The sequence below is a fragment of the Lysobacter sp. ISL-50 genome, from assembly GCF_018612875.1.
In the GTDB taxonomy this organism is placed as follows: domain Bacteria; phylum Pseudomonadota; class Gammaproteobacteria; order Xanthomonadales; family Xanthomonadaceae; genus Lysobacter.
Genome location: NZ_JAGGRI010000004.1, coordinates 182,029 through 208,227, shown reverse-complemented (window position 1 = coordinate 208,227; position 26,199 = coordinate 182,029). Strand labels below are relative to the sequence as shown.

The following is a 26,199-nucleotide window of genomic DNA, read 5'->3' as shown; positions in this document are numbered from 1 at the left end:
CGCGGGAATGACGGGCGCAGGTATGACCGTGTCACGCATAGCGTCGTAGATTCGCATGTCGCCGAAGGCAGCGCGCAGCGTCTTGTCCTGCAATGCCGCAACCTCTCGCAATAAGCAAAAAGGCCGCTAAAAACGGCATTTTTGCATCGGCACACACATCGCCGAGAATTAAAATCCGTCGCCCATCAACGGCTGGAAATATTCCGCACGCCGCTTTCCTTCGCCGCCGACAAGGCGTGAGTGAATCCCTGGTAATCGGCATCGGCGTTGGCGCCGACTTCCACGATCGTGTCCGGGTTCGCGCGCACGATGGCGGCGAGCGCGGCCGGCAGTTGCGTCGTGGTCAGGCGCTGGCCGTCGAGATCGAAGCTGCCGTCCTGCTGCACCATCAACGCGACCTTGGGCGGTGTCCGGATCACGTCCGGGTTAGGGGAGGGCAGGGACAGGTTGAGATTACCGGTCAGCGCGGGCGCGGTAACCATGAAGATGATCAACAACACCAGCATCACATCGACCAGCGGCGTGACGTTGATTTCGGCAACGGGCGCGTTGCCCGAGTAGGTGGATGCGGAGAACGCGGAGCCGGCCATATGCACCTCCATCCTTGGGCGGGATGCCCGCCTTTACGCTAATTCCGTCACAGTCCGAAGCGCAAGTGCGACCAAAGGCGCAGTCCCTGCGGCGCGCCGCCGCGAGGTGGCATCGGCACCGGTATTCGTATCCGTATCGGATCAGATCGAGTCCACCCCGCACATAAAAAAACGCCGCCCGGTTGGGCGGCGTTCTCACGACGGTAAGTGTCGGTTCCGGACGGAATTACTTCTGGACGAAACCGATTTTTTTCATGTCTGCGTTTTTGGCGTAAGCCAGCACCTTGGCGAGAATGCCGTATTCGGCATCGTCGTTGGTGTCGATTTCTAGCAGAGGTTGGTTCGTGGGATCGCGTTGAACCGTCTCGTTCATCATCCCCTGGATCGCCGTCAACGGCGTGGGGTTGTTGTTCCAGAACACCTGGCCGGTCGCATCGATCCGCAGCGCGATCGGCGGCGGCGGTTCTTGCGTTTGCGGCGGCGGGTTCAACGTCGGTTGCGGCAGGTTGACGTCGATCGGGTAAGACACCGTCGGTGCCGTGACCATGAAGATGATCAGCAGCACCAACAGCACGTCGACCAGCGGGGTCACGTTGATGTCGGAGATCGCGCCGCTATCGGAGTTGTTACTGAAAGCCATCTGACTAGTCTCCGATTAACGTTCTTTGATCGCGACGAAACCGACCTTGCGCATGCCCTGCTTCTGCGCGACGGTCACCACGTTGTTGATGGTGCGGTACTTCGTGGTCTTGTCGCCGCGAACATTGAGCTGCGGCTGCGGGGTCTTCTGCGCTTCCACCGACAGCCGGCTTTCCAGCTGCTCCGCCGACACGGGCTCGTCGTTCCAGTAGATGTGGCCATCTTCCTGGATCGACAAGGTGATCGGCGTCGTCTTCGACGCATCCTCGATCTTCTTCAGCGTGGCATCGGGCAGTTTGATCTCGACCTTATGCGTCATCAACGGCGCCGTGATCATGAAGATGATCAACAGCACCAGCATCACGTCCACGAGGGGCGTGACGTTGATTGTGGCCATGGGGCCGCCGGTGTCGCCGCCTGAACTAAAGGCCATGTCCGAACTCCAGAACTACGCTAAATGAGGAGACTTATTGCTTAACGCTTGCCGCCGACTTCGCCGACGCGCGAGCCGGTAGCGAAGAAGTCGTGCAGGTCGTGCGCGAAGGTGTCGAACTTGTTGTTCGTGACGCGGTTCAGGCGCACGAAGAAGTTGTATGCGAGCACCGCCGGGATAGCGACGAACAGACCGATGGCGGTCATGATCAGCGCTTCACCGACCGGGCCGGCCACGGCCTGAATCGAGGATTCGCCGCTGGCGCCCAGGCGCAGCAGGGCGTGGTAGATGCCCCACACGGTGCCGAGCAGGCCGACGAACGGAGCGGTCGAACCGACGGTGGCGAGCACGGTCAGACCGGCTTCCAGACGCGAGCTTTCGCGGGTCACGGCCTGACGCAGGGCGCGATCGACGAACTCCGAGCGGTTCAGCGACTCGACCAGGCGCGAACCTTCGTGGCGCTGGTGGTGAGCGGCGGCCTGAGCGGCGTCGAGCGCGATCTTCGAGAACGGCTCGCTGCGCGACTGCTCTTCCATGTAACGGATGGCGTCCTGGGCGTTCGGGGTTTCCCAGAACGTGCTGACGACGCGATCCGAAGAGCCGCGCAGGCGCAGGTTCTTAACGAAATTGATGACGATCCAGTAGACCGACAGAACCGACATCAGCGTGAGCGTGATGAACACGATCCAGCCGACGAGATCGAAGTTCTGCAACAGATGCGAGAAGCTCATCTGCTGAAGTGCTTCAGCGTTGGAGCCTCCGGCGGCGGCGGTGGTGGTTTGCTGCAGCATGACGCTTACCTTTGAATGTCGTGGAAAGGAAAGAATGTAGTACGCACTACTTAATGTGACTTACGACTGTCCCTGGACCCCGATCAGGTCGGCGGGACGAAATCCACGGGCACGCGGACGCGACTTGCGACCGGCTGACCGTTGCGCATTTCAGGATTGAAGCGCCACTTGCGTGCGGCATCCATGGCCGCTCGGTCCAGATTACGGTTACGGCTGGACTTCTCGACCTGCACGTCCAGCACGTTGCCCTGGCCGTCGATGCTGATCACGAGGACTACGGTACCGCCCACGCCCTGACGGGCTTCGGTCGGCGGGTACTTCGGCGGATTCAAACGACGCGAGGACGGGTCCACGCTCGAGCCGATGTCGCTGGCGGCCGTCGGCGGCGCGGGCGGAGCCGGCGGCGGCGCGGGCGGATCGATCGGGCTCGGATCCAGGTTCTCGACCGGCGGTTGTTCCGGCGGCGGAGGGGTCGGGGTCGGTCGCGGCGGGGACAGTTCCTTCGGAGGCTGCTTGAGCTCCTTGGGCGGTTCCGGCGGCGGCGGGGGGGGCGGCGGGGGCGGCGGCGGCGGCTTGATGATATTGACCATCGTCACCTCCTCTTTGTCCTGCTGCTGCGCGGGCGGTGTCATCGGGGCCAGCAACAGCAGGAGCGCCGCGGCATGCACGGCGATCGCGCAGGAGATACCGGCAATACGTGCCCAGTTCAAACCTTCGCGGTCGTCATCATTCCTAACTTGGAGTTCGAGGTCTTGCGTCATGCCGTCAGCTCGGGAGGTGTTTCCGGACGCCGGGGCGCCGCGGGCCATCGTTCGGTTCCTGCAACCGTTTCCAGTCGCGGGAACCTCCTAGCATATACCAAACCGCGTCACAGGTTCCAAGCGCGGTTGGGCTCTACACACTGAAATTACTTGCCTTTCAGCGCGAGAATCTTCTTGGCGTCATCGGGCTTCTTAACGCCCTTTGAGATCGCCTGCTGGGCAGCTTCCTTGGCCTCGGGGATGCGGTCTTCCTGCCACAGTACACGGGCGAGATTCAAATACGTCTCACCGTCTGGTGCGAGCGGAGCCGCTTTCTTGTACGCATCGATCGACATGCCAGCCTGATCGGAGAAGTAATAGGACTGCGCCAGCGCCGCGTACGCTTGGTAGTCCGGCTTGAGGATGCCCTTTTCCAGGCCCTCGTTGATGACGCCCGCCGCTTCCTTCTCCTTGCCATCCAGATTCAGATAGGTGGAGTAGAGCTGGCGGTAGTCCTTGTCTTCGGTGAACTGGCCGGCGGCGCGCATCTTCTCGAGCACCACGGCGGCCTTGTCGAGCATGTCGGACTGCGAGTAGACCGCGGCGACGTTCATCTGCGCGCGCTTGTCGTTGGGCGACTTGGCGGCGATGGCTTCGGCGACCTTGGCCGCTTCGGCGCCCTGGTTGCTTTCCACGTAGGTGGCCATCAGCAGCTGCTGCCACTCGGCCTTGGGCTCGGGCGAGGCGTCGATGGCGGCCTTGATGACCTTGCCGGCCTCCGGGTAACGCTCCAGGCGATACAGCGCGTTGCCCTTGACGATCAGGTGCTCGGGCTTGGTGCTCTTGGATTCGGTCAGGAAGCGGTCCATCGTCGCCAGCGAATCGGCGTACTGCTCTTCCTGCAATTGCAGCTGGGCCAGGACGAACATGCGGTCGAAGTGGCTGTTGTTGTCCAGGCCGTTGATCTCGATGGCCTTCTTCAGGTACTCCATCGCGGCCTTGTTGTCGTCGGCGTCGTAGGCGACCTGGAAGCCGATCTGCGCGGCGAAGGAACGCTCGTACGGGTTCAGCCCGGTGTCGGCGATGATCGCATCGGCCTGGGCGCGCGCGTCGGCGGTCTTTTCCTTGTTGAACGCGTCCATCATCTTCTGCAGCTTGGAGCCGCCCTTCGACGAGGCCTTGGCGTCCGGCGCGACGCGAGTCGCGTTCGGGTACTGGTTCTCGACCTTCTTGCCGTCTTCGCTCTTGTTCCTGCGCGAGTTGGCGCGGCCGTTGTCGCGAAGGTTGCTGGCGTTCTCGCGCTTCTCGGTCTGGCGCTCGGTGTCCTGCTGAGCGACCGCCTGGGGAACAGCGCCGAACAGCACTACCGCGCCGATGGCGGCGGCGAGCAGGGTGCTATGGCGGGTGGGTTGCTTGTTCATGGACTCACCTCAAAAGAGCTCAGCGGCCGCAGACCGTAGGGCCTCGCGGCGGGACGGCGCAAGGCCAAGGGGCCGCCAACCTAACAGAAACCTGGGGCGGCGCGATACGGGTCTGCACATCCTTTTCACACCCGGTGTCATCCACACTTGGGCGTACGGCCGCCCGCGCGGGCCTGTTCGTAAACCGGAATCAGCGACCCGGCGCGGGCGCTCAGCTCCTGGATGCGCGACTGCGGATCGGGGTGGGTGGACAGCCATTGCGGCGGCCGCGAACTGCTGGCGGAAATCATGTTCTGCCACAGGTTCACCGCCTGCCGCGGGTCGTAGCCGGCCTGCGCCATCAGGCGCTGGCCGACCACGTCGGCCTCGCTTTCCTGGGTGCGCGAGCCCGGCAGCAGGAACGCGGTCTGCAGCGCCGCGCCGCCGAACTGACTGGTGGCGCTGGCGGCGCCGTCGCCGTAGCGCGCGCCCATCAAGGTGCCCAGGATGTTCAGCGCGGCCTGGCTGCCCATCTGGCGGGTAATGCGCTCATCGTGATGGCGCGAAACCACGTGGCCGATTTCATGCGAAATCACCGCCGCAAGTTGGTCCTGATTCTTCGCGACCGTGAAAATTCCCGTGTTTACGCCAACTTTTCCGCCCGGTAGAGCAAAAGCGTTGGGCGAGGAATCGACGAAAACCGCCACTTCCCAGTTGGCTTGCCAGCCCGGCGGCAGCTGTCCGGTGATCGAATTGACCACGCAGCGCACGTAGGCGTTCTGGCGAGCGTCGGTGCTCAGGCGCTCTTTGCTCTTGGTCTCCTCGAAAGCCTGCGCGCCCATCTGGTCGAGCTGCGCTTTCGAAATCGCGCCGACATGCTGAGTGCGCCCGGTGGGCGAGGTGGTGGTGGCGCAGGCGGCGACCAGGGATGCGATCGACAGCCCCAGCACAAGACGTTTCATACCAGCGTTCCCCATAACGATTCGAACGTTGTAGCCCGGCCTGGATTAATAAATCGTCAATAGCCGGCGCAGCGGCGCCGGCTCAGGCGAGCAGGGCCAGACAGGCGATCAGATTGTTGCCGGCGTGAGCCAGATACGCCGTCCACAAACTGCCGGTGCGGCGGTAGATCCAGGCGAACAACGCGCCCATCAGCGCGTACACCGACCACAGCAGCAGCATGCCCCAGCCGCTGCTGGCGCCCAGGCCCGGCGGTTCGTGGACCAGCGCGAACGCGGCCGAACTCAGCGCCATGCCCAGCCACGGCCGTCCGGCGGCCCACAGCCGACCGAACAGCACGCGCCGGAACAGCAGCTCTTCGTAGGCCGGCGCGATCAGCACCGCGAAGATCAGCAGTGAGCGCGGATGCGTGCGGATGATTTCGCCGAGCACCTGATTGGTCGGGGTGATGTCGATCGCCATTTTTTGCGCGAACGTGCTGACAACGGCGCTGTAACCGCTGCATACGATCAGTGCGAAAGCGATCCATCCCCAGCTCGATCGGCGCCACAACGCGCGCCACGATTCGGCCCGCTCGACGGTGTTCGCATTTCGACGAAAGTAGTAGACGAACAAGGCGCTGATCGCGGTCGCGATCAGGCTGACGACGACCAAAAGCAGGGGATCGAGGGCGATTTGCGCAGAACCGATGCCGCGCAATCCCTGCACGAAGCCCATCGCGGCCACGCCGAGCAGCGACAGACCGGCGAGCAACGCGATCGCCAGCGACAGGTCGAGGAAGAAACCGCCAACGGCGGCGAACAAGGGCGCAGGCGATGTGCCTGCGTTCGCGCGCGACGCGGCGAGGGCGCGCTCGCGCGCGCCGTCGCGTGGGTCGCCCGATGCGCCGGCCGTTACGGCCGGATCGGGCGCTTCCGGGTCACACGTCGAGATTGGCCACCTTCAGCGCGTTGTCCTCGATGAACTCGCGGCGCGGTTCGACCACGTCGCCCATCAAGGTGCTGAAGATCTGATCGGCGGCGACGGCGTCTTCGATGCGCACCTGCAGCAGGCGCCGCGTTTCCGGATTGACCGTGGTGTCCCACAGCTGCTCGGGATTCATTTCGCCCAGGCCCTTGAAGCGCTGGATCGCGCGGCCCTTCTTGGCTTCCTCGAGCAGCCACGCCTGCGCCTGGGCGAAACTCGTCACCGGCTGGGCGCGATTGCCGCGGATGATCTGCGCGCCTTCGCGCACCAGTCCGTGCAGCAGCGCCGCCGCTTCGCGCAGCGAACGCAGCTCGCCGCCTTCGAACGCCGACAGCGGCAACACCTGCACCAGGGTCTGGCCCATGTGCGCGCGCGTGACCAGCAAGGCGGCCTGGCGGGTTTCGTTGGCCGGATGCAGCTGCAGCGAATAACGCGGCTTGCCGAGCCCGGTCTGGTTGAGGCGCTTTTCCAGCGAATCGAGTTCGTGGCGCTCGTCGATGTTGGCGAGCAGGTGCGCGGTGTCGAGCGGGGTGAAATCGATCAGCGCCTGCAGCACGTTGGGATCGTAGCGATGCGCGTTGCGGGCGATGGTTTCGCGCGCGCCGGCGTAGGCGAGGAGCAAACGCTCCAGCGCCGCGCCTTCGATCGGCAACTCGCCGGTCGCCGGAATCAGCGACGCGCCTTCGACCGCGTTGTTGGCCAGGTACTGGTCCAGCGCCGCATCGTCCTTGAGATAGATCTCGTTCTTGCCCTGCTTGATTTTGTACAGCGGCGGCAAGCCGATGTAGACATGCCCGCGCTCGATCAGCTCCGGCATCTGCCGGTAGAAGAACGTCAGCAGCAAGGTGCGGATGTGCGAGCCGTCGACGTCGGCGTCGGTCATCAGGATGATGCGGTGATAGCGCAGCTTGTCCGGGTTGTACTCGTCCTTGCCGATGCCGGTGCCGAGCGCGGTGATCAGCGTGCCGACTTCGGCGCTGCCGAGCATGCGGTCGAAGCGCGCGCGCTCGACGTTAAGGATCTTGCCCTTGAGCGGCAGGATCGCCTGGGTCTTGCGGTTGCGGCCCTGCTTGGCCGAGCCGCCTGCCGAGTCGCCCTCGACGATGAACAGTTCGCTGAGCGCCGGATCTTTCTCCTGGCAGTCGGCGAGCTTGCCGGGCAGGCCGGCGATATCCAGCGCGCCCTTGCGGCGGGTCAGGTCGCGGGCCTTGCGCGCGGCTTCGCGGGCGCGGGCGGCGTCGATGATCTTGCCGGTGATGGCACGGGCTTCGTTGGGGTGTTCCTGGAGGAACTCCTCCAAACGTGCACCGAACGTGCTCTCAACGACCGGGCGAACCTCGGAACTGACCAGCTTTTCCTTGGTCTGCGAGGAAAAGCTGGGGTCCGGCACCTTCACCGACAGCACCGCGATCATGCCTTCGCGCATGTCGTCGCCCGACAACGCCACCTTGGCCTGCTTGGCGATGCCGCTGTTCTCGATGTAGTTGGTCAGCGTGCGGGTCAGCGCGGCGCGGAAACCGATCAGGTGGGTACCGCCGTCTTTCTGCGGGATGTTGTTGGTGAAGCAGAACATCGTTTCCTGATAGGAATCGGTCCACTGCAGCGCCACGTCCACGGTGATGCCGTTCTGCTCGCCCGACACCGCGATCACGTTCGGGTGCAGCGGCGTCTTCACCTGGGCCAGATGCTCGACGAAGGAACGGATGCCGCCCTCGTACTGGAACAGATCGCGCCGGCCTTCGCCGCGCTCGTCGACCAGGGTGATCTTGACGCCGGAATTGAGGAACGACAGTTCGCGCAGGCGCTTGGCCAGGATGTCGTAGTGGAATTCGACGTCGGTGAAGATTTCCACCGCCGGCTTGAAGCGCAGCAGGGTGCCGCGCTTGGGCGAATCCTCGATCTGCTTGAGCGGGTACAGCGGCTCGCCCAGCGCGTATTCCTGCTGGTGGTGGTGACCGTCGCGCCAGATGTCCAGCCACAGGTGCTCGGACAGCGCGTTGACCACCGACACGCCCACGCCGTGCAGACCGCCGGAAACCTTGTAGCTGTTGTCGTCGAACTTGCCGCCCGCGTGCAGCACGGTGAGGATCACCTCGGCCGCCGACACGCCTTCTTCCTTGTGGATGTCCACCGGAATGCCGCGGCCGTTGTCGAAGCAGGAGACCGAACCGTCTTCGTGCAGGGTCACGATCACATCGTCGGCGTGGCCTGCGAGGGCTTCGTCGATCGCGTTGTCGACCACCTCGAACACCATGTGATGCAAGCCGGTGCCGTCGTGGACGTCGCCGATGTACATGCCCGGACGCTTGCGCACGGCCTCGAGTCCGCGCAAGACGGTGATCTTGCTGGAGTCGTAGGTCTGGTTTTGCGGGGGCTGCGGCGTGGACGGCTCGGCGGTCGGGTCTTGCGAGGGGTCGTGCTCGGTGTTGGTCATTGCGTCAACAGGCTCCGACGACGCGCGGGTCCGGCGGGGCCGCCGGGACGCGTCGAGACACATAAAAAAGTGATTGAAGTATAGCAGGCGGGAGAGGGCGCTCCGCGGCCGCAGAACGGCGAGGAAGGCCGCCGCGGCACCCCGGACGGGGCGACCCGGCGCCCGGGTGCTCCGGCGCGCCGCCAGCGTCTTAAATGGGGCCGCAACAGGCCGATTTAAAGCTGGGCGACCCCATGGGGCGCATGTTTCACGTGGAACATGGGTTGGAACGGGGGTTGGAGCGGCTGGGGCTGCGGCTGCGAGGCCTGGATCGGCGCGTCAGCCTGCGGCCGATCACCGCCGCGAGGCTTGGCCGGCTTGATCAGGGCACCGAAGCCCGGACACCACGCCGCTACCGAGCAGTCCAAAACCCGTCTTCTGCGATTACCCACCCGCCAACTGCCCATGTTCCACGTGGAACCTGGTCAATTCGACCTGCATCCCGGCCAGGGCCGGCGGCGCCTCGGTCCCGGTGATGAAGACCTGCGCCTTCGACGCCAGCAGCCGCTCCAGCACGCGCTGCTGGTGATTTCGATCCAGCTCCGAGGCCAGATCGTCCAGCGCCACCACCGGCCATTCGCCGCGGATCGCCGCGTGGTGTTCCGCCTGGGCCAGCAAGGCCGACAACGCGGTGAGCTTGGCCTGGCCGCGCGACAGGGCTTCGCGGCCGGGAATCGCACCGTAGCCGATCCGCCAGTCGGCCCGGTGTGGGCCGACCGAGGTGTAACCGGCCAGCTGATCGCGATCGCGGGCCAGGAGCAGGGCATCGGCCAGCGGAAACTCCTCGCGGCGCCAGCCCGGCAGGTAATCCAGGCGCACGGCGCCCAGGGACGGCGCCAGTTCGGCGGCCAAGGCGGCGAATCGCGGCTGCAGCTCGTCCAGGTACTGCTGGCGACGCCGGGTCAGCGACTCGCCGGACTCGGCCAACTCCCGGTCCCAGGCATCCAGCTGGCCGTCGCGGGCACGGGCCTTCAGCAGGGCGTTGCGCTGCTTCAGAGCCCGGGTGTAACGCCGCCACAGCGGGGTGAAGTCATGTTCCACGTGGAACAGGCCCCAATCGAGGTAGCGCCGGCGGATTTCCGCGGCGCCGGTGATCAGGGCGTGGCTGCCGGGCTCGAAACTGACCACGGCCAGGGCGGCGCAGAGTTCGCCGAGCTGGGACACGGCCTCGCCGTCCAACCGCCCGACCCAATCCTGGCCGCTATGGCGCAAGCCGGCCTTGCGCCGCTGCTCGCGGCGGGTCTCCTGCCATTCGACGAAGATTTCCAGCGCCGGATCGCCGGAGCGGATCAAACCGTCGCGCACTCGGCCGCGGAAGCTGCGGCCGTAGGCCATCAGGTGCAGGGCTTCGAGCAGGCTGGTCTTGCCCGCGCCGTTCTCGCCCGTGATCAGGTTGATCCCGGGCGCCGGCAACAAGTTCACTTCGGCGAACCGGCGGAGACCGCGGGCATCCAGGCGGGTTACGTGCATGGGGAAATGATCGCAGATTGGGTTGGCGGGCGGCGGGCAGGGCCCGGTTTCCGGCGGGAGTTGCCTCTGCCGCGGCGGAAACGGAACGAACTGCGAAACGTTGCTTCGAACGGCTCGGGCGACTGGGCCGGGCAGGAGAGCGCCGGAACAGACTTTGCGGAGAAATCCCTGTGGTGGAAGCGGGGTAAATCGAGGGCGACGCTTCCACAGCAAGGCCCGCGCCACCTATCGATTCGGTTCCGCCAACGAAAAACGCCCGGTTCAGAACCGGGCGTCTTCGTGTTCCACGTGGAACCTGACTCGATAGCCCGAATCAGAGCCGCAGCGGCATCACCACATGGCGGCAGCGCTCGTTCGAGGCCTCGCGCACCAGCGCCGACGAGTTGGCGTCGCGCAGGGCGATGACCACATGCTCGTCGCGCAGGGCGGTCAGGGCGTCGAGCAGGTAGTTGACGTTGAAGCCCACGGCCAGGTCATCGACCTTGGTGTCGGCTTCGACTTCTTCCTGCGCTTCTTCCTGCTCGGGGTTGTGCGCGCTGATCTTGAGCTGGCCCGGGGTGACTTCGATACGCACGCCGCGGTACTTCTCGTTCGACAGAATCGCCGCACGCTGCAGCGAGGCGCGCAGCACTTCGCGCTCGATCCGCACTTCCTTGTCGGCGCCGATCGGAATCACCGCCTCGTAATCGGGGAAGCGGCCGTCGATGAGCTTGCTGGTAAAGGTGACATCGTCGCGCTTGATTCGGATGTGGCCGCGGCCCATCTCCAGCTCGACCTCGCGATCGCCGCCTTCGAGCAGGCGCTGCAGTTCCTGCACGCCCTTGCGCGGCACGATGATCTGGCGCTTGGCCTGGGCGTTGCCTTCGAACGGCGCCTCGCACAGGGCCAGGCGGTGACCGTCGGTGGCGACGCAGCGCAGGCTGGTCTCGCGCAGATCGAACAGCAGACCGTTGAGGTAGTAGCGCACGTCCTGCTGGGCCATCGCGAACGCAGTGCGTTCGATCAGTTCCTTCAGCGCCGCTTCCGGCACGCGCACGCGCTCGGTGGCTTCGACTTCATCGATCGACGGGAAGTCGTTGGCCGGCAGGCTGGCCAGGGTGAAGCGCGAGCGACCGGCCTGGACGGTGATCTTCTCTGCCGTCTGGCTGACCGTGACTTTGCTGCCGTCGGGCAGGGCGCGAATGATTTCGAACAGCTTGCGCGCCGGAATCGTGGTTTCGCCGTCCTTCGCATCCTCGACCGCCACCCGGGAAATCATTTCGACTTCCAGGTCGGTACCGGTCAGCGACAGCTGCCCGTCCTTGACCTGTACGAGCAGATTGGCGAGGACCGGCAAGGTCTGCCGGCGTTCGACGACATTGACCACTTGGGCCAACGGCTTGAGAAAGACTTCGCGTTGCAGACTGAAACGCATGCGGACCCCTTGGCCGTCTGTGGGCGCAAGCCCAATTACTAAAGAGATGTATAAATCAAAAGCATGGTGGAGGTGGAGCGGCGAAAAACGCTGGAAAACGTATGTAACGCTTTGATATCCAAGTGTTTTTCGGTACTTCAAAAGCGGGTAGAACCGGCCTTGGGGACCGGGTGGAACCTGTGGATAAATTCGGCGCCTCTGGGCGGCCTCTAACTTGTCCACAGCTTGTGCGTCTTTCGTCCCCCAACTTATGCCTTTCGCATCAGTGGTTTACGAATTACCTTGTGTCTCGCCGCGGTGACACGGCCCCTGCGGCGGTTGAAATCGCGGTGCGTGCTGGCGAAACCTCCAGCGCTCCCGTTCCTTCCGCCTAAACCTTCGCGCTTCACCACCTCACGCTTCCCGACACGACTTGCGACGTAACGGCAACCGTCCTGCAGCAGCGGTCCTGCGATCTCAGACGATGAGCGCGGCCGCAGCGCGGTCGAGCCTATACGTCGAAGCGTGATCGGCGAACGCGATGCTCCAAGTTCGAAGCCCCTGCGACACCGCCTCACGACGCGCACTTCGTTTCCTTCCACCGATGCAGCGGCTTGTGCGACCGACCGCGCCCCGGCTTGTACGACACAACGGACCTTTCGTTGCTTCCGGTTAGGCGTTGCCGCCGCCGTCGGAACGACTTACTCGCTGAGTTTACGAATCAGCTTGTCCCAGTCTTCCCGCAGCTTGCCGTCGGTTTCCATCAACGTGCGGATCTGACGGCAGGCGTGCAGAACAGTCGTGTGGTCGCGGCCGGCGAACGCGTCGCCGATTTCCGGCAACGAGTGTTCGGTCAACTCCTTGGTCAACGCCATGGCGACCTGGCGAGGACGGGCGAGCGAACGGGTACGCCGCTTCGACAACAAGTCCTTGATCTGGAGGCCGTAGTAGTCTGCCACGGTCTTCTGGATGTTGGGGATGCCGATCGCGTGCTGCTGCGCCCGCAACAGGTCGCGCAGGGTTTCCTGCGCGAACTCGACGGTGATGGCGCGGCCGGTGAAGTTGGCCCGCGCGGTCAGGGTGTTGAGCGCGCCTTCCAGGTCGCGCACGTTGCTGCGCATCTTCTTGGCCAGCAGGAAGGCGACTTCCTCCGGCACCGCGGCGCCGCGTTCCTTGGCCTTGGAAATCACGATCTGGGCGCGGGTCTCGAAGTCCGGCGGCTCGATCGCCACCGACAGGCCCCAGGCCAGGCGCGACTTCAAGCGCGGCTCCAGGCCCTCGACCTCGCGCGGATAGCGGTCGCAGGTCAGGATGATCTGCTGCTTGCCGTCGAACAACGCATTAAAGGTATGGAAGAACTCTTCCTGGGTGCGGTCCTTGCCGGCGAAGAACTGGATGTCGTCGATCAGCAGCGCGTCCACGCGCTGGAACTGGCGCTTGAACTGATCCATCGTCTTGTCCTGCAGCGCCTTCATCATCGCGCTGAAGAACTGCTCCGAACGCAGGTACATCACCCGCATGGCCGGATTGGCCTCGCGCATGGCGTTGCCGGCGGCGAACATCAGATGGGTCTTGCCCAGGCCCGTTCCCCCGTACAACAGCAGCGGGTTGTGCGCGCGTTCGCCGGGTTTCTGCGCCGCCTGCCAGGCCGCGGCGCGGCCGAGCTGGTTGCTGCGGCCTTCGACGAAGTTGTCGAAGGTGTAGTGATTGTCCAGATTGCCCTGGAAGGGCTCCGGCGGCGCCACCGGGCGCGGCGCGCTCACGGCGATGTCCGCCTCGCGCACGGGCAGCGGCGCGATCCGCGGCAGCGAGCCGATTTCCAGGCTGACGTCGTCGCTGCCGGCGAAATACGACAACAGTTCGCGGATCCGGCCCAGGTAACGTTCGCGCACGTGTTCGACCACGAACGCGTTCGGCGCGTAGAGCACGGTCTTGGTGTCGCGCTGCGTCGCCTGCAGCGGTTTCAACCAGGTGTGGACGTCCTCGACCGGGAATTCGGCTTCGAGGCGTTCAAGGCAGCGGGGCCAGGCTTCCATCTGTGCTGTGAGTCTTCTTTATGCGTGATGCGGTCGGCCGGGCGGGGCCGTGAGGCCGGGCGACGGACGAAAGCGGCCCAACGCACGATGCGTACATCGCGACGAAGGAGGCCGGGGGGTCGGTCAGACTACCATCGCCGCCGGGTCCGGAACAGGACTAATCCACAGGTTCATGCACAGGCTGGGGCGGCCGCTTTGGCGGCGCCGGCGGCGGGACGCAAAGCGCAGGCGAAACAAAGAGTTGACCCGAACTTGTGCGATCCCGTAGAATCCGCGGTCCTCTACGCCAGTTACAGCCGAGCCGATCATGGCCACGAAGCGCACCTACCAGCCCAGCAACCTCAAGCGCAAGCGCGACCACGGTTTCCGTGCCCGCATGGCGACCGCCGACGGCCGCAAGATTCTCGCCCGTCGTCGCGCCAAGGGCCGCAAGCGCCTGACCGCCTAAGCGTTGCCGGCCGCCTGTCGCGATCTTCCCGATCCGGCGTCCAGCGGCCGCCCGCCTGCAATGAATTCGACCCGCTTCCCGCGCACCGCGCGGGTACGCGCGCGCTCCGATTTCGACCGTATATTCAAGCATGGGCGGCGCGTGGCGCTGCCCGTGCTTGCTTTGCATTTCCAGGCCGACGATTCCATCGCGCCGCGCCTGGGCCTTGCGGTCTCGCGTAAGGTCGATCCGCATGCGGTCGGCCGTAACCGCATCAAGCGTGTGCTTCGCGACGCTTTCCGCCACGTCCGCGCCGAGCTGGCCGGTGGCGACTATGTCGTGGTCGCTCGTCCCGGCGCATCGCGCTGCAGCGGCGAGGAACTCCGCGTCGCCTTCCACAGTCTGCTCAAGCGCGGCGGCACCCGACCGGCGCTCGCATTGCCCGCAACTGCGGCGCCCGGCACAATGCCGGCCGCTTCCCCTTCCGACCCCACGCCGGACCCCGGTCCCGGCTGAGCCTGCCTGCTGCCCATGAACCAGACCCGTGCTTTTCTGATCCTCGCCTGGCTGATGGTGGCGACTTTGCTATGGATGGAGTGGGGCAAGGAGAAATCGACTCCGCCCGCGCCGCCGCCGAGCGCGGTCGCGCCGGCCAGCAGCGTGCCGGTCGCCTCCGGCGTCGCCGCCACGGCCGCCGTGCCGGGTGCACCGACCGCCGCCACGCCGGCGGTCCCCGGCGCTTCCACCGTCAGCACCGCCGCGGCCAACGGCGCCGAACCGGCCGTCACCGTCACCACCGGCGTATTCAAGGTGACCTTGCGCGGCGGCGAGATCAGCGAAGCCGATCTGCTGCGCTACCCGGTGACCTCCGAGCCCGACAGCCCGCCGATGCGGCTGCTGGCCAGCGACTCCAGCTTGTATTTCGTCGCCCAGAGCGGCTGGGTCAGCCAGGGCAACGCCGCGCCGACGCATGAGTCGGGCTTCCGTTATGCCGGCGAGCAGCGCGACCTGGTCCTGGCCAAGGACGCGAAGGACATCGCCGTGCCGTTCGTATGGACCGGCCCCAACGGCGTGACCATCACCCGCACCTACACCTTCCGCCAGGGCGACTACGCGATCAAAGTACGCGATGAAGTCAGCAACGGCAGCACCGCGCCGTGGCAGGGCTTCGTCTATCGCCAGCTCAGCCGCGTGCCGCGCGAACTGGCGCACAAGGGTCCCTTCAGCCCCGAGCAGTACAGCTTCCAGGGCGCGGCGTGGTACAGCCCGGCCGACAAGTACGAGAAGCGCAAGTTCGACAAGTTCGCCGACGACGGCAAGCTGGACAAGCAAGTCACCGGCGGCTGGATCGCGATGCTGCAGCACCACTTCTTCGCCGCCTGGATTCCGGGCGACAAGGACGCCGGCGAGTTCTCGCTGGAGCAGCTCAACGCCGGCGCCGCGCCGCAGTACCTGATCCGCGACCTCGGCCCCGGCGTCAACGTCGCCCCGGGTCAGAAGGCCGCGACCGAAGCGCGCCTGTGGGTCGGCCCGAAGCTGGTCAAGGCGATCGAAGCGCAGAACGTGCCCGGCCTGGACCGCGCCGTCGATTTCAGCAGCTACAGCATCTTCGCGACCCTGGCCAACGGCCTGTTCTGGCTGCTGGAGAAACTGCACAACCTGTTCGGCAACTGGGGCTGGGCGATCGTCGGCCTGGTGGTGATGCTGAAGCTGGCGCTGTATCCGCTGTCGGCCGCGCAGTACAAGTCGGCGGCGAAGATGCGCAAGTTCCAGCCGCGCGTGGCTCAGCTCAAGGAGCGCTACGGCGAGGACAAGCAGAAGTTCCAGATGGCGCTGATGGAGCTGTACAAGAAGGAGAAGATCAACCCGGTCGGCGGCTGTCTGCCGCTGCTGCCGCAGATGATCATCTTCATGACCTTGTACTGGATGCTGGCCGAGTCGGTGGAACTGCGTCATGCGCCGTGGATGCTGTGGATCCACGACCTGACCTCGCGCGATCCGTTCTTCGTGCTGCCGCTGATGAACATCGCGATCATGTGGACCACGCAGAAGCTCACGCCGATGACCGGCATGGACCCGGCGCAGGCCAAGATGATGCAGTTCATGCCGCTGATATTCGGCGTGATCCTGGCGTTCCTGCCGGCCGGCCTGGTGTTGTACCAAGTCGCCAACGGCGGCCTGGGCCTGCTGCAGCAGTGGGCGACCACCAAGCGCTATGCCGAGGCGCCGGCGACGGCGGGAAAGGATAAGGATAAGGACTGAGATCCGGGTCGATTGATTCGATTCGCTTACGAAGCCCGCCGCAAGGCGGGCTTCGTGTTTTTAGGATGGGGCGACGCGTGGCGTTCGCGGCTTACGCAGGTTAGGTCGCGCCGAGCCCGCTTTTGCTCGTCATTCCCGCGAAGGCGGGAATCCAGCGACTTCAAGCGTTCTCGCACGAAAGGCACTGGATTCCCGCCTTCGCGGGAATGACGAGCAAAAACAGGTCGTCGGATACTCCCCGGCTGTCGTTCGTCCCCGAAATACATCTCCTTCGCCACCCCCGGATTTATGATCCTCCCCATGACCCCGCCCGCCGCCCGCGACACCATCGCCGCCATCGCCACCGCGCCGGGCGCGGGCGGCGTCGGCATCGTGCGTTTGTCCGGTTCGCGATCGCGCGAGATCGCGCAGACCATCGCCGCGCGCGAACTGCGGCCGCGCCACGCCCACTACGTGCGCTTCCGCGATGAGGCCGGCGAGACCATCGACGACGGCATCGCGCTCTACTTCGCCGCGCCGGCCAGTTACACCGGCGAGGACGTGGTCGAGCTGCAGACCCACGGCGGCCCGGCGCTGCTCGAAGAACTGCTCGCGCGCGTGTGCGCCCTGGGCGCGCGGCGGGCGCGACCGGGCGAATTCAGCGAACGCGCCTTTCTCGAAGGCCGCCTCGATCTGGCCCAGGCCGAAGCCGTCGCCGACCTGATCGCCGCCGGCGATGCGCGCGCCGCCCGCGCGGCGCGGCGCGCCCTCGACGGCGAATTCTCGCGCCGCGTCGAAGCCCTCGCCGCCGATCTGCTCGCCATCCGCGTGCACGTCGAAGCGGCGATCGATTTCGCCGACGAACCGCTCGACACCCTCGGCGGCGCTGCGTTGCGCACGCGCTTCACTGCAGCCTCGACCTCGCTCGACGATCTGCTCGCCGCCGCCGAACGCGGCCGCCGCCTGCGCGACGGATTGCATGCGGTGATCGTCGGTCCGCCCAACGCCGGCAAGAGTTCGCTGCTCAACGCGCTGGCCGGCAGCGAGCGCGCCATCGTCACCGACATCGCCGGCACCACCCGCGATCTGCTGCACGAGACCGTGCGCCTGGACGGCGTCGAACTGACCCTGGTCGATACCGCCGGCCTGCGCGACGGCGGCGATGCGATCGAACGCGAAGGCATGCGCCGCGCGCGCGGCGAGCTGACCCGCGCCGACTTGGCGATCGTGGTCATCGATGCGCGCGACCCGCACATCGGGTTGGCCTCGGTGTCGGACGCGATCATCGACGTGCCGGCGCGCTTGTTCGTCTACAACAAGATCGATCTGCTCGAATCCGACTACGACTCGCCGGGCCCGGCCGATATCGGCGGCGAGAACCGCGTATTCGTGTCCGCCCAGACCGGCGCCGGCCTGGACGCGTTGCATGCGCGTCTGCGCGCGCTGGCGCAAGGCGATGCGGCGGACGCGGCCGAAGGCGCGTTCACCGCGCGCTCGCGACACGTCGATGCGCTGCTGCGCGCGCGCGAGGAACTCGACGACGCGCGCGCCCAGCTCGATCACGAAATGCTCGACCTCGCCGCCGAAGCCTTGCGCCAGGCGCATGAAGCCCTGGGCGAAATCACCGGCCGCGTGCGCGCGGACGATCTGCTCGGGCATATCTTTTCGAGCTTCTGCATCGGCAAATAAGCCGGGCGGCGGCCGCACGGCGCCGCGACCTGCTTGGGCGCGGCGGCGCTGGATTCCAGTAATTCGCGCGCGTGGTCGATGCGTGCCAGTTCGACCCACGCCGCCGGCGTGATCCCGACTTCAAGACAGGAACAGCCGCGCGAAATGCCGCGGGCTCAGTCCGGGTGTCCCTGGTCTCGCGAGTTACAAGCCGCGCCCGGCAACAGCAGCAACTACAACTACAACAGCAGCCACCATCGCTATTGCCGCACTCGATATCTCAGTGGATGCTCAATGAGTCCGCCGACCTACCGCCCAGACACGTAGAAACAATCGGCCGACAAAGCCGGCCGAATCGTTCAACAGGAAGAACCAGGCGCGATCTCGCGCAACCGAACTCAGCGATTGCCGCCAAACACCACAAGCAACACCATCGCCACGATCAACGCCGCCAACGAAGCGAAGAAAATCTTCACCCAGCTGTAAGGCCGCTCACCCGCGATCTGCCCCGTATAGCCGTTGGCCAACACCTGGAAACTGCGCGAGCCGTAGGTGTAGCTGACCAGCCACACCGGCACCAGGATGTGCTTGAAGGTGCGGCCGCGAAAGCTCGCCTGCACCTGCAGATTGCGCTGCGTATCGCCCGGGACGTCGGCCGAACACAAGGCGCGGGTCTGCTCCTGCATCGACGCTTCGCCGCGCTGCGCGGCCTGGCGCAGATCGACCTGATACCGCTCCACCAGCCAACCGCGCACGAATTCGGGCGAATACGCCTTCAAGTCGGTGGTGGTCGGAAACGTACCGATCTGCCGCAATAAATCCTGGTGCACGCCGACCGTGCCGGGCACCAATTCGTCGTCGAAGAAATGCTGCAGCGAACCCGAGGCGTCTTCCCAGCGCGTGCGCTGCACCTGACGGGTCTTGCGCTCGCCGTTCTCGCTGTAGCTCTCGCTCTCGTAGTAGTGATATCCGGCCTCGGCGGTCCAGCTGGCCGCGACGTGGGCGTCGAACGTCCAGTACGGCAGGTAGATGCCCTTGAGCGTGTCGGTCAACGCCGCGCTCTTGAGCCGGTTCGGCGCGAACCAGCGCGTGCCGTACCACTTGCGGATGGAATCGCGCACCTGGCCGTCGCTGATCTTGAACGGCAGCAGGCTTTGCGGCGTGACCGCGTCGCCGAGCGACTGGTGGTCGATGATCGACGGCGAGCCGCAGAATTCGCAGCGATCGGCGACCTTGCCATCGACGAACACCGAGATCGCCTTGCAGCTTCGGCACTGCACTTCGCGGCGCTGGGCATCGTCGCCGTAGCCGCGCTGATCGGCCGGATGCTCGGCCAGGGCCTTGACCAGATCCAGCTCGGCCACCTGCTCGCCCTGCGCTTCCTGCGCGGGCGACCAGGGCACGATGGTGCCGCAATAGGGACAGGCCAGCGACTGCTTGGCCGCATTCCATTGCAGATCCCCGCCGCACTCCGGGCAGGGATGTTTTCCGACGCTGGCGCTGTCCATCAGCCGCGCAGGAATTCTTCGAGCGCGGCCTTGGCGATGCGGGTGGCGTTGCCGATCTTGCGCGCCTTCAGATCGCCCGAGGCGATCGCGGCCATCACGTCTTCGACCGACACGCCCAGCGTGGCGGCCGCCTGCTCGGGCGTCAGCACGTCCAGCGCACCGGCGGCCGCAGCCGTGGCGGCGCCGCCCGCCGCGGGCGCGGCGGCGGCGGTGTTCTGCATGCTGCGCATCATTTCCTGGGCCATGCCGAAGCCGATCGCCATCTGCGCCGCGCCGCCGGCCGCGCCGCCGTCGCTGCCGTTGGCCATCGAGGTGCCCATCTGGAACTTGACGTAGTCGTTGAGGTTGCCGACCGCGCCCATGCTGGAACGCGCGTCGATGGCCTTCTCGACTTCCGGCGGCACCGAGACGTTTTCCAGCACGAAGCTGGTGATCTCGATGCCGTACTTGGAGGTCATCGCCGGGTTGATGATCGGCAGCAGCGCGTCGCCGAGTTCGCCGTAGCGCGAAGCGACGTCGAGCGCCGGCACCTTGGCGGTGGCGAGCGCGTCGGTGAACACGCTGACGATGCGCGAACGCATGGTGTCGGCGAATTCGTCGAGACGGAAATTCTGGTCGGTGCCGGCGACTTCGCGCAGGAATTTGGGCGCATCGACGATGCGGAAATCGTAGGTGCCGAAGGCGCGCAGGCGGACCACGCCGAAATCGGCGTCGCGCATCATCACCGGGTTGGAGGTGCCCCACTTGTTGCCGGTGAACAAACGCGTGTTGAGGAAATAGACATCGCATTTGAACGGCGAGTTGAAGCCGTACTTCCAGCCCAGGAGGGTGGACAGGATCGGGATGTTCTCGGTCTTGAGCGTGTGCTTGCCGGGATTGAACAGGTCCGCGTACTGGCCGGCGGCGACGAACTGCACCTGCTGCGACTCGCGCACGATCAGCTGGGCGCCGTTCTTGATCTCCTTGTCGTCGTCCGGGTAGCGGAACGACAGCGTGTCGCGCGAGTCATCGGTCCACTCGATGATCTCCAGCAGCTCGCCCTTGATGAAACCCAGAATGCTCATGACCCGCTCCCGCTTCCTGCCTGTGGTGCGGCGATTCTAGAGCACGCCGATGGCGGCCCGGGCATCGGCGGCGGCGGCGATCGCCTCGCCGCGGCGAGGCCGGCGGCCGCGCGCACGGGACGGATGGAACCGGCCCGGGCCGGGGTCGCGCACCCGGCCGCGCCGTCCGCCGCCGGGGCCGGCGCGGCCGCGTTTCACAACTGCGACAGGGGTTCGGGACGTGCCGGGCGCGCCGCTCGGGCGCGGCTGCGAACTGTGGCGGCGGTCGCGCGTTGCGGCGCAAACCGACACACCCGGTATCGGTCGGCGGCGCGATGGGTGGCACACTCGGCACCTGACGCCCATCCCGGGGACCACCGCAACCTGAATGCTTGACAAACGCGGCCCGCTAGCGCGTCCTATCGGACGTGCGCCCGGCCCCGTATCGGACGGGTCTCGCGTACTTCAGGGGAGCTTTTACCAATGATCGTCGCTAACTATGACCGGCGTAGCAGCCGGCTGTGCGTTGTAAAGCAGGTTTCCGTCGTGCTCGCGCTCGGATGCGCGCTGGCCGCCTGCGGGAAAAAAGAAGACGCCGCGCCCGCCACGGACGCGACGCCCGCGCCCGCCGCCACCGCACCCGCGGTGACCGCGCAGAACGCCGTTTCGGCCAAGGTTTCGGCCCTGACGGTGGACCAATTGCGCGAAGCCGCGCGCAAGGCGTATGTGGAAAACCGTCTCTACGCGCCGGCCGAGGACAACGCCGTCGAGTACTACCTGGCCCTGCGCGAAAAAGCGCCGGCCGATGCGGTGGCGTCCAGCGCGCTGACCGACCTGCTGCCGATGACGGTCATCGCGACCGAACAGAGCGTGGGCCGCGAGGACTTCGTCGAAGCCCAGCGCCTGGCCGCGCTGATCGAACGCGCCGACGCCCAGCATCCGGCGCTGGCCCGTCTGAAGGCCAGCATCACTGCCGCCCAGGACGGGGTGGCCAAGCGCGCCGAGCAGGAAAAGCTCACCGCCGAGGAACAGGTCAAGAAGCAGGCGGAACTGGAAAAGACCCGTCTGGACCAGCAGAAGCAACAGCAGCAGCAGGCCGCGCAGCAACTGGCGACCCAGCAGGCCGCCGAGCGCCAGGCCGCGACCCAGCGCGCAGCGGAGCAGAAAGCCGCCGAGCAACGCGCCGCCGAACAACGCACCGCCGCCGAACCGGCCGCCGCGCCCGAGCGTCCCGCACCGGCCGCCGCCGCGACGGCGTCGCCGAGCGATCTGCGCGCGGTGTCGACGCCGGCCCCGCGGTATCCGCCGGAAGCCTTGCGCGCCGGCACCTCCGGCGAGGTCCAGGTCGAGTTCACCGTCGGCACCGACGGCTCGGTCACGGCCGCGCGCGTTGTGCGTTCCAACCCGGCGCGGGTGTTCGATCGCGAAGCGGTCAACGCGGTGCGCAAGTGGCGCTTCCAGCCGGTCCCCGGACCGGTCACCACGCGCCGCACGATCGGCTTCAACCCGGGCGGCTGATCGCCGCGGTTCGAACCCATCGGCAAAACGAAAGCCCGGCGCAAGCCGGGCTTTTTTTGTCCGCCGCCGCGGCCGTCGCGACACCGCGACGGCCGCCCATCGCCAGCCTCAGCCGGAAATCGCCAGCTGCTCGTTGTGATAACGCCGCACCGCCGCGAACCACAGCAGCGCCGCCAGCCCGAACGCGGTGGCCAGGTACACCGCCCAGGTCTGGCCGGAGATCGCTTCGCCGCGGATCACCTTCAGCAGCAACTGGTTCTGCGCCAGGAACGGCACCGTGAACTGCCACAGCTGGGTCTTGAGCGGATTGACCATCAACACGAAGGTCGGGATCAGCGGCATCAGCATCAGCCAGGTGATGTGGCTCTGCGCTTCCTTCAGGCTCTTGGCCGCGGCCGACAGGTAGGTCAGCAGGGCGGTGCCGATGAACGACATCGGCATCAGGATCAGCAGCATCTTGCCGATCGCCGGCAGGCCGACGTCGAGCATGCGGCCGATGCCGCTGGTCATCTGCGCGCTGAGCTTGAATGCCAGCAGGGTCAGCAGCAGCGAGAACAGCCCCAGGATGCAGGCCGCGGCGATCTTGCCGCTGACGATCGCCCCGCGCGGCGCCGGCGTGGCCAGCAGCGGCTCCAGCGACTGGCGTTCGCGCTCGCCGGCGGTGGCGTCGATGATCAGGTACGCGCCGCCGATGAAGGAGGTCATGATCAACAGATACGGCAGCAGCGCCGACAGCACCAGGCCGCGCTTGGCCTCGGGCGTGGCGACATCGCGATCGCCGACGTTGACCGGCTGGACGATGTTGGCCGAGATCCCGCGCGCCAGCAGCCGCAGCGCGCCGACCTGGCGGCTGTAGCCCTCCAGCGCCGCGCGCACGCGCCGGCTGGGGATTTCGGCGTCGCGGCGGGTGCTGTCCTGGACGATTTCCACCAGCGCCGGCTGGCCGTCCTTCCAATCGCGGGCGTAGTCCTTGCTGATGATCAGGCCGACGTCGCTGTCCTGGCTCTGGATCGCCGCGTCCAGATCGGCGGGCGCGGGAATCGCGACGATGTTCTGCGTGGCCAGGAACTTGATCAGGTTCGGCGCGTGCTCGGCGCCGCGCACCGGCACCCGCAGCGCGGTGTCGAGCTGGGTGCGGGCGCGGTTCTCGGCCAGCGAGCCCATGCCCAGCATCAGCAGCGGATACAGCAGCGGGCCCATCAGCAGGGTGATGGCCAGGGTGCGGCGGTCGCGCGAGATGTCGCGCAGTTCCTTGCGGATCACCGACCACATGGCGGCGAAAGTACCGGTCTTCATGCGTGCAGTCCCTCGTCGCTGCCGATCGCCTTGACGAAGGCGTCTTCCAGATTGTCTTCGCCGGTGTGCGCGCGCAGCTCATCGGCGGTACCGGCGGCGACCACCTGGCCCTTGGCGATGATCACGATGCGATCGCACAGCGCGGCCACCTCTTGCATGATGTGGCTGGAGAAGATCACGCAGCGTCCTTCCTCGCGCAGGCCGCGCAGGAACCCGCGCATCGCCCGCGTGGTCATCACGTCCAGGCCGTTGGTGGGTTCGTCCAGGATCACGTTGCGCGGATCGTGCACCAGCGCGCGCGCGATCGCGGTCTTGGTGCGTTGGCCTTGCGAGAAACCCTCGGTCTGGCGGTCGAGGATGTCGTCCATGTCCAGCGCCTGCGACAGCGCGCGGGTGCGCTGCTCGATCTGGGCGCGGCCCATGCCGTGCAACTCGCCGAAGTAGGCGATGTTCTCGCGCGCGGTCAGGCGCTTGTAGACGCCGCGCGCATCGGGCAGCACGCCCAGCGCGCGCCGCACCGCGGCCGCCTGCTTGGCCGCGTCCATGCCATCGACGCGCACTTCGCCGCGATCGGGCTGCATCAGCGTGTAGAGCATGCGCAGCGTGGTGGTCTTGCCGGCGCCGTTGGGCCCGAGCAAGCCGGTGATCTCGCCGTCGCGGGCTTCGAAATCGACCCCTTGCACGGCCTGCACCAGGCCGGTCTTGGTCTTGAAGGATTTATGCAGATCGTGGGCGGTGATCATAAGAATCCGGGAATGGGGAATCGGGAATCGGGAATCGTGAGAGCGGCAGGTCGGGACGGAGGCGGGCTTCTGCGATTCCCTATTCCCCATTCCCGATTCCCGGCTCCTACGGTTCCCACCCATTGAACGAAACGAACGGCGGCACGTAGCCCAGCGCGTCCAGGCAGCGCGCGTCGAGCTGCTTGGCGTTGGCGGTTTCGATGAACTGGCCCAGCAGCTTGGGCGTACAGCCGATGCGCAGGGCGCCGTGGCCCTGGCCGCGCAGGATCAGGTGGCGGCCGTTGGGCAGGTGCTTGAGCACTTGCTCGCCGTAGCGCGGCGGGGTGACCGGATCGAGTTCGCCCGACAGCAGCAGCACCGGCAGCGGCGAGGCGAACGGCGCGTGGAAATTCTTCGGCCGCTGGCCGGTCGGCCAGACCTTGCACTGCGCCTGCAGGGTCTTGGTCATCGCGTCGCCGAGCACGGTGTCGGCGTCGGCCGGATCGGCGACGAACAGGTCCGCGTCCTCGGCGCAGGTCACCGACAACTGCATGCCGTAGTTGAGCTCTTCGCTGAGCTGGTTGCCGAGCATCTTCGACAGCGACATCAGCGGCGCGTAGCGGCCCTGGTCGGCTTCGTTGAGCATCAGCGGCAGCAGCGAGGCCGCTTCCGGCGCGTAGGAGAACATGCGCGTGAGCATCGCCACGTGGCCGGCGCTGACCTTCTCGCGCAGTTGTTCGCCGGTGCTGGGATCGCGGTAATCGACCTCGACCGGCGCGGCCTGCAGGCGCGCCATCAGCCGGCGCAGCTGTTCGCGCGGCTCGCCGCCGAAGCGCGCGCGGCAGGCCGGGGTCTGTTGGCACAGCTTGAACTGCGCGGCCAGCGCCGAATCCAGATTGCGCGCGTGCTCGCTGCCGAGCACCAGTTCGTTCGGCGCCACGCCATCGAGCACGACCGCGCGGGTGTGCTGCGGGTAGCGGCCGGCGTACTGCTGGGCGACGCGGGTGCCGTAGGAGACGCCGACTAGGTCGATCTTGGCCGCGCCGATCGCCGTGCGCACGCGGTCGAGGTCGGCGATGGCGTCGGTGGTGGTGAAGTAGCGCGCATCGACCTTCAGCGACTTGGCGCAGCGTTCGACCGCGGCGACCGAGTTGTCGAGCATGGCCTGCTCGCTCTGGCCGCCGTCGCTGTCGCCGGCCGCGTCGCGGCAGGTCAGCGGCGTGGACCGGCCGGTGCCGCGCTGATCGACCAGGACGATGCTGCGGTGCTTGCGCACTTCGCGGAAGGCGCCATCGACCAGCGGCCACGATTCGGTCGCGGCCTGGCCGGGGCCGCCGGCGAGGAAGAACACCGGATCGTCGTCGACCGCGCTTTCGTCGGTGGGCGGCAGCCAGGCGATGTGCAGGTCGATCGCGCGCCCGTTCGGCGCGGCGTGGTTTTCCGGAACCTTGAAGGTCGCGCACTGGGCGGCGATGGTGCCGGCGGCGTAGGCCGAAGACAGCGTGCACGGGTCGAACACGATGCGGCCGTAGTGGCGCTTCACCGCCGCCGTCTTGCCGGCGGTAGCGCTCGCCGCGGCCTGCGTGCCGCCGTTATTGCAACCGGCCAAAGCCAGTACCGCGAACGCCGCGGCCAATCCCAAGGCCGCGTAGCGCGGCCGCTGTGCGTATCCGAATCGATGCATGGTCCGAGTCTCTTCCCCAAGGCGGGTGCGCCTTCAAGGATGACAGACGGGGGCTTCGGGAAGAATGTGACTGCTCGCCGTGGGTGAAGCGAATCCCCCGCGCGGTGGGCTACGGCCCGGGATGAGGGATGTGCAGGCGCGTGCCCCTCTACAAAGGGGGCAACGGTTAACGCGGCGTCGCCTGATCGGCGTCCCCAGCTT

Annotated in this window: 22 protein-coding genes; 5 read left to right on the top strand and 17 right to left on the bottom strand. The window is 66.4% G+C overall.

Going from position 1 to position 26,199, the window contains the following annotated elements:
• Window positions 1–185: 185 nt before the first annotated feature.
• The 12 genes from J7J50_RS03415 to dnaA all read right to left on the bottom strand — a co-directional run bounded on the left by J7J50_RS03415 (window position 186) and on the right by dnaA (window position 13,891).
• Entirely contained in the window at window positions 186–590 is a 405-nt protein-coding gene (locus J7J50_RS03415; RefSeq protein WP_215055115.1) for a biopolymer transporter ExbD, read from the bottom strand.
• A gap of 226 nt (window positions 591–816) precedes the next feature.
• Window positions 817–1,230 (bottom strand): biopolymer transporter ExbD, encoded by a 414-nt coding sequence (locus J7J50_RS03410; protein WP_057941050.1) that lies wholly within the window; start codon window positions 1,228–1,230, stop codon window positions 817–819.
• A gap of 15 nt (window positions 1,231–1,245) precedes the next feature.
• Window positions 1,246–1,662: a biopolymer transporter ExbD gene (locus J7J50_RS03405; RefSeq protein ID WP_215055118.1), complete on the bottom strand. Its 417-nt coding sequence runs from the start codon at window positions 1,660–1,662 to the stop codon at window positions 1,246–1,248.
• Window positions 1,663–1,703: 41 nt separating this feature from the next.
• Complete coding sequence (locus J7J50_RS03400) at window positions 1,704–2,453, bottom strand: MotA/TolQ/ExbB proton channel family protein (RefSeq protein ID WP_215055120.1); 750 nt, start codon at window positions 2,451–2,453, stop codon at window positions 1,704–1,706.
• An 83-nt stretch (window positions 2,454–2,536) separates the two neighbouring features.
• The gene (locus J7J50_RS03395; protein ID WP_215055123.1) at window positions 2,537–3,214 is read right to left on the bottom strand and encodes an energy transducer TonB; all 678 of its coding nucleotides are present in this window, start codon (window positions 3,212–3,214) and stop codon (window positions 2,537–2,539) included.
• Window positions 3,215–3,360: 146 nt separating this feature from the next.
• Window positions 3,361–4,614, bottom strand: a complete 1,254-nt coding sequence (locus J7J50_RS03390) for a tetratricopeptide repeat protein (protein WP_215055126.1) — start codon at window positions 4,612–4,614, stop codon at window positions 3,361–3,363.
• Window positions 4,615–4,751: 137 nt separating this feature from the next.
• Window positions 4,752–5,555 (bottom strand): M48 family metallopeptidase, encoded by an 804-nt coding sequence (locus J7J50_RS03385; RefSeq protein ID WP_215055128.1) that lies wholly within the window; start codon window positions 5,553–5,555, stop codon window positions 4,752–4,754.
• Window positions 5,556–5,637: 82 nt separating this feature from the next.
• A complete protein-coding gene (locus J7J50_RS03380) occupies window positions 5,638–6,357 on the bottom strand; it encodes a type II CAAX endopeptidase family protein (protein ID WP_251044459.1) in 720 nt (239 codons plus the stop codon).
• Between the two features lie 115 nt (window positions 6,358–6,472).
• The gene (gyrB, locus tag J7J50_RS03375) at window positions 6,473–8,953 is read right to left on the bottom strand and encodes a DNA topoisomerase (ATP-hydrolyzing) subunit B (protein WP_215055130.1); all 2,481 of its coding nucleotides are present in this window, start codon (window positions 8,951–8,953) and stop codon (window positions 6,473–6,475) included.
• Window positions 8,954–9,376: 423 nt separating this feature from the next.
• Entirely contained in the window at window positions 9,377–10,462 is a 1,086-nt protein-coding gene (gene recF, locus J7J50_RS03370) for a DNA replication/repair protein RecF (protein ID WP_215055132.1), read from the bottom strand.
• Window positions 10,463–10,775: 313 nt separating this feature from the next.
• Window positions 10,776–11,876: a DNA polymerase III subunit beta gene (gene dnaN, locus J7J50_RS03365; protein WP_215055133.1), complete on the bottom strand. Its 1,101-nt coding sequence runs from the start codon at window positions 11,874–11,876 to the stop codon at window positions 10,776–10,778.
• Between the two features lie 680 nt (window positions 11,877–12,556).
• Entirely contained in the window at window positions 12,557–13,891 is a 1,335-nt protein-coding gene (gene dnaA, locus J7J50_RS03360; protein ID WP_215055135.1) for a chromosomal replication initiator protein DnaA, read from the bottom strand.
• Between the two features lie 307 nt (window positions 13,892–14,198).
• On the opposite strand from dnaA, the gene rpmH reads away from it, so the two are divergent.
• The 4 genes from rpmH (at window position 14,199) to mnmE (ending at window position 18,248) form a co-directional block, all read left to right on the top strand.
• A complete protein-coding gene (gene rpmH / locus J7J50_RS03355; protein WP_027083663.1) occupies window positions 14,199–14,339 on the top strand; it encodes a 50S ribosomal protein L34 in 141 nt (46 codons plus the stop codon).
• A gap of 60 nt (window positions 14,340–14,399) precedes the next feature.
• Window positions 14,400–14,834 carry a ribonuclease P protein component gene (gene rnpA, locus J7J50_RS03350; protein ID WP_215055137.1) on the top strand — a complete coding sequence of 145 codons (435 nt, stop codon included), beginning with the start codon at window positions 14,400–14,402 and terminating at the stop codon, window positions 14,832–14,834.
• A gap of 15 nt (window positions 14,835–14,849) precedes the next feature.
• The gene (gene yidC / locus J7J50_RS03345) at window positions 14,850–16,580 is read left to right on the top strand and encodes a membrane protein insertase YidC (RefSeq protein ID WP_215055139.1); all 1,731 of its coding nucleotides are present in this window, start codon (window positions 14,850–14,852) and stop codon (window positions 16,578–16,580) included.
• Between the two features lie 300 nt (window positions 16,581–16,880).
• A complete protein-coding gene (mnmE, locus tag J7J50_RS03340) occupies window positions 16,881–18,248 on the top strand; it encodes a tRNA uridine-5-carboxymethylaminomethyl(34) synthesis GTPase MnmE (RefSeq protein ID WP_215055142.1) in 1,368 nt (455 codons plus the stop codon).
• Between the two features lie 377 nt (window positions 18,249–18,625).
• Here the strand turns inward: mnmE and J7J50_RS03335 are convergent, their stop codons facing one another.
• Both J7J50_RS03335 and J7J50_RS03330 read right to left on the bottom strand, forming a co-directional pair.
• The gene (locus J7J50_RS03335) at window positions 18,626–19,735 is read right to left on the bottom strand and encodes a hypothetical protein (protein WP_215055144.1); all 1,110 of its coding nucleotides are present in this window, start codon (window positions 19,733–19,735) and stop codon (window positions 18,626–18,628) included.
• Window positions 19,735–20,799 (bottom strand): SPFH and helix-turn-helix domain-containing protein, encoded by a 1,065-nt coding sequence (locus tag J7J50_RS03330; protein WP_215055146.1) that lies wholly within the window; start codon window positions 20,797–20,799, stop codon window positions 19,735–19,737. Before J7J50_RS03330 ends, J7J50_RS03335 begins: the two co-directional genes overlap by 1 nt.
• Before the next feature lie 462 nt (window positions 20,800–21,261).
• Between J7J50_RS03330 and J7J50_RS03325 the strand changes: the two genes are divergently transcribed.
• Window positions 21,262–22,296 carry an energy transducer TonB gene (locus J7J50_RS03325; RefSeq protein WP_215055148.1) on the top strand — a complete coding sequence of 345 codons (1,035 nt, stop codon included), beginning with the start codon at window positions 21,262–21,264 and terminating at the stop codon, window positions 22,294–22,296.
• A 108-nt stretch (window positions 22,297–22,404) separates the two neighbouring features.
• Here J7J50_RS03325 and J7J50_RS03320 read toward each other — a convergent pair whose 3' ends face one another.
• The 3 genes from J7J50_RS03320 to J7J50_RS03310 all read right to left on the bottom strand — a co-directional run bounded on the left by J7J50_RS03320 (window position 22,405) and on the right by J7J50_RS03310 (window position 25,998).
• Complete coding sequence (locus J7J50_RS03320; protein ID WP_215055151.1) at window positions 22,405–23,592, bottom strand: ABC transporter permease; 1,188 nt, start codon at window positions 23,590–23,592, stop codon at window positions 22,405–22,407.
• Window positions 23,589–24,335, bottom strand: a complete 747-nt coding sequence (locus tag J7J50_RS03315) for an ATP-binding cassette domain-containing protein (RefSeq protein ID WP_215055153.1) — start codon at window positions 24,333–24,335, stop codon at window positions 23,589–23,591. Before J7J50_RS03315 ends, J7J50_RS03320 begins: the two co-directional genes overlap by 4 nt.
• A 106-nt stretch (window positions 24,336–24,441) precedes the next feature.
• Window positions 24,442–25,998: an alpha/beta hydrolase gene (locus J7J50_RS03310; protein WP_215055155.1), complete on the bottom strand. Its 1,557-nt coding sequence runs from the start codon at window positions 25,996–25,998 to the stop codon at window positions 24,442–24,444.
• Window positions 25,999–26,199: the final 201 nt, after the last annotated feature.

What these genes read in the sequence shown, in the direction of transcription:
- J7J50_RS03415 (WP_215055115.1), bottom strand. Translation starts at nt 590, where the DNA reads ATGGCCGGCTCCGCGTTCTCCGCATCCACCTACTCGGGCAACGCGCCC.
- J7J50_RS03410 (WP_057941050.1), bottom strand. Translation starts at nt 1,230, where the DNA reads ATGGCTTTCAGTAACAACTCCGATAGCGGCGCGATCTCCGACATCAAC.
- J7J50_RS03405 (WP_215055118.1), bottom strand. Translation starts at nt 1,662, where the DNA reads ATGGCCTTTAGTTCAGGCGGCGACACCGGCGGCCCCATGGCCACAATC.
- J7J50_RS03400 (WP_215055120.1), bottom strand. Translation starts at nt 2,453, where the DNA reads ATGCTGCAGCAAACCACCACCGCCGCCGCCGGAGGCTCCAACGCTGAA.
- J7J50_RS03395 (WP_215055123.1), bottom strand. Translation starts at nt 3,214, where the DNA reads ATGACGCAAGACCTCGAACTCCAAGTTAGGAATGATGACGACCGCGAA.
- J7J50_RS03390 (WP_215055126.1), bottom strand. Translation starts at nt 4,614, where the DNA reads ATGAACAAGCAACCCACCCGCCATAGCACCCTGCTCGCCGCCGCCATC.
- J7J50_RS03385 (WP_215055128.1), bottom strand. Translation starts at nt 5,555, where the DNA reads ATGAAACGTCTTGTGCTGGGGCTGTCGATCGCATCCCTGGTCGCCGCC.
- gyrB (WP_215055130.1), bottom strand. Translation starts at nt 8,953, where the DNA reads ATGACCAACACCGAGCACGACCCCTCGCAAGACCCGACCGCCGAGCCG.
- recF (WP_215055132.1), bottom strand. Translation starts at nt 10,462, where the DNA reads ATGCACGTAACCCGCCTGGATGCCCGCGGTCTCCGCCGGTTCGCCGAA.
- dnaN (WP_215055133.1), bottom strand. Translation starts at nt 11,876, where the DNA reads ATGCGTTTCAGTCTGCAACGCGAAGTCTTTCTCAAGCCGTTGGCCCAA.
- dnaA (WP_215055135.1), bottom strand. Translation starts at nt 13,891, where the DNA reads ATGGAAGCCTGGCCCCGCTGCCTTGAACGCCTCGAAGCCGAATTCCCG.
- rpmH (WP_027083663.1), top strand. Translation starts at nt 14,199, where the DNA reads ATGGCCACGAAGCGCACCTACCAGCCCAGCAACCTCAAGCGCAAGCGC.
- rnpA (WP_215055137.1), top strand. Translation starts at nt 14,400, where the DNA reads ATGAATTCGACCCGCTTCCCGCGCACCGCGCGGGTACGCGCGCGCTCC.
- yidC (WP_215055139.1), top strand. Translation starts at nt 14,850, where the DNA reads ATGAACCAGACCCGTGCTTTTCTGATCCTCGCCTGGCTGATGGTGGCG.
- mnmE (WP_215055142.1), top strand. Translation starts at nt 16,881, where the DNA reads ATGACCCCGCCCGCCGCCCGCGACACCATCGCCGCCATCGCCACCGCG.
- J7J50_RS03335 (WP_215055144.1), bottom strand. Translation starts at nt 19,735, where the DNA reads ATGGACAGCGCCAGCGTCGGAAAACATCCCTGCCCGGAGTGCGGCGGG.
- J7J50_RS03330 (WP_215055146.1), bottom strand. Translation starts at nt 20,799, where the DNA reads ATGAGCATTCTGGGTTTCATCAAGGGCGAGCTGCTGGAGATCATCGAG.
- J7J50_RS03325 (WP_215055148.1), top strand. Translation starts at nt 21,262, where the DNA reads ATGATCGTCGCTAACTATGACCGGCGTAGCAGCCGGCTGTGCGTTGTA.
- J7J50_RS03320 (WP_215055151.1), bottom strand. Translation starts at nt 23,592, where the DNA reads ATGAAGACCGGTACTTTCGCCGCCATGTGGTCGGTGATCCGCAAGGAA.
- J7J50_RS03315 (WP_215055153.1), bottom strand. Translation starts at nt 24,335, where the DNA reads ATGATCACCGCCCACGATCTGCATAAATCCTTCAAGACCAAGACCGGC.
- J7J50_RS03310 (WP_215055155.1), bottom strand. Translation starts at nt 25,998, where the DNA reads ATGCATCGATTCGGATACGCACAGCGGCCGCGCTACGCGGCCTTGGGA.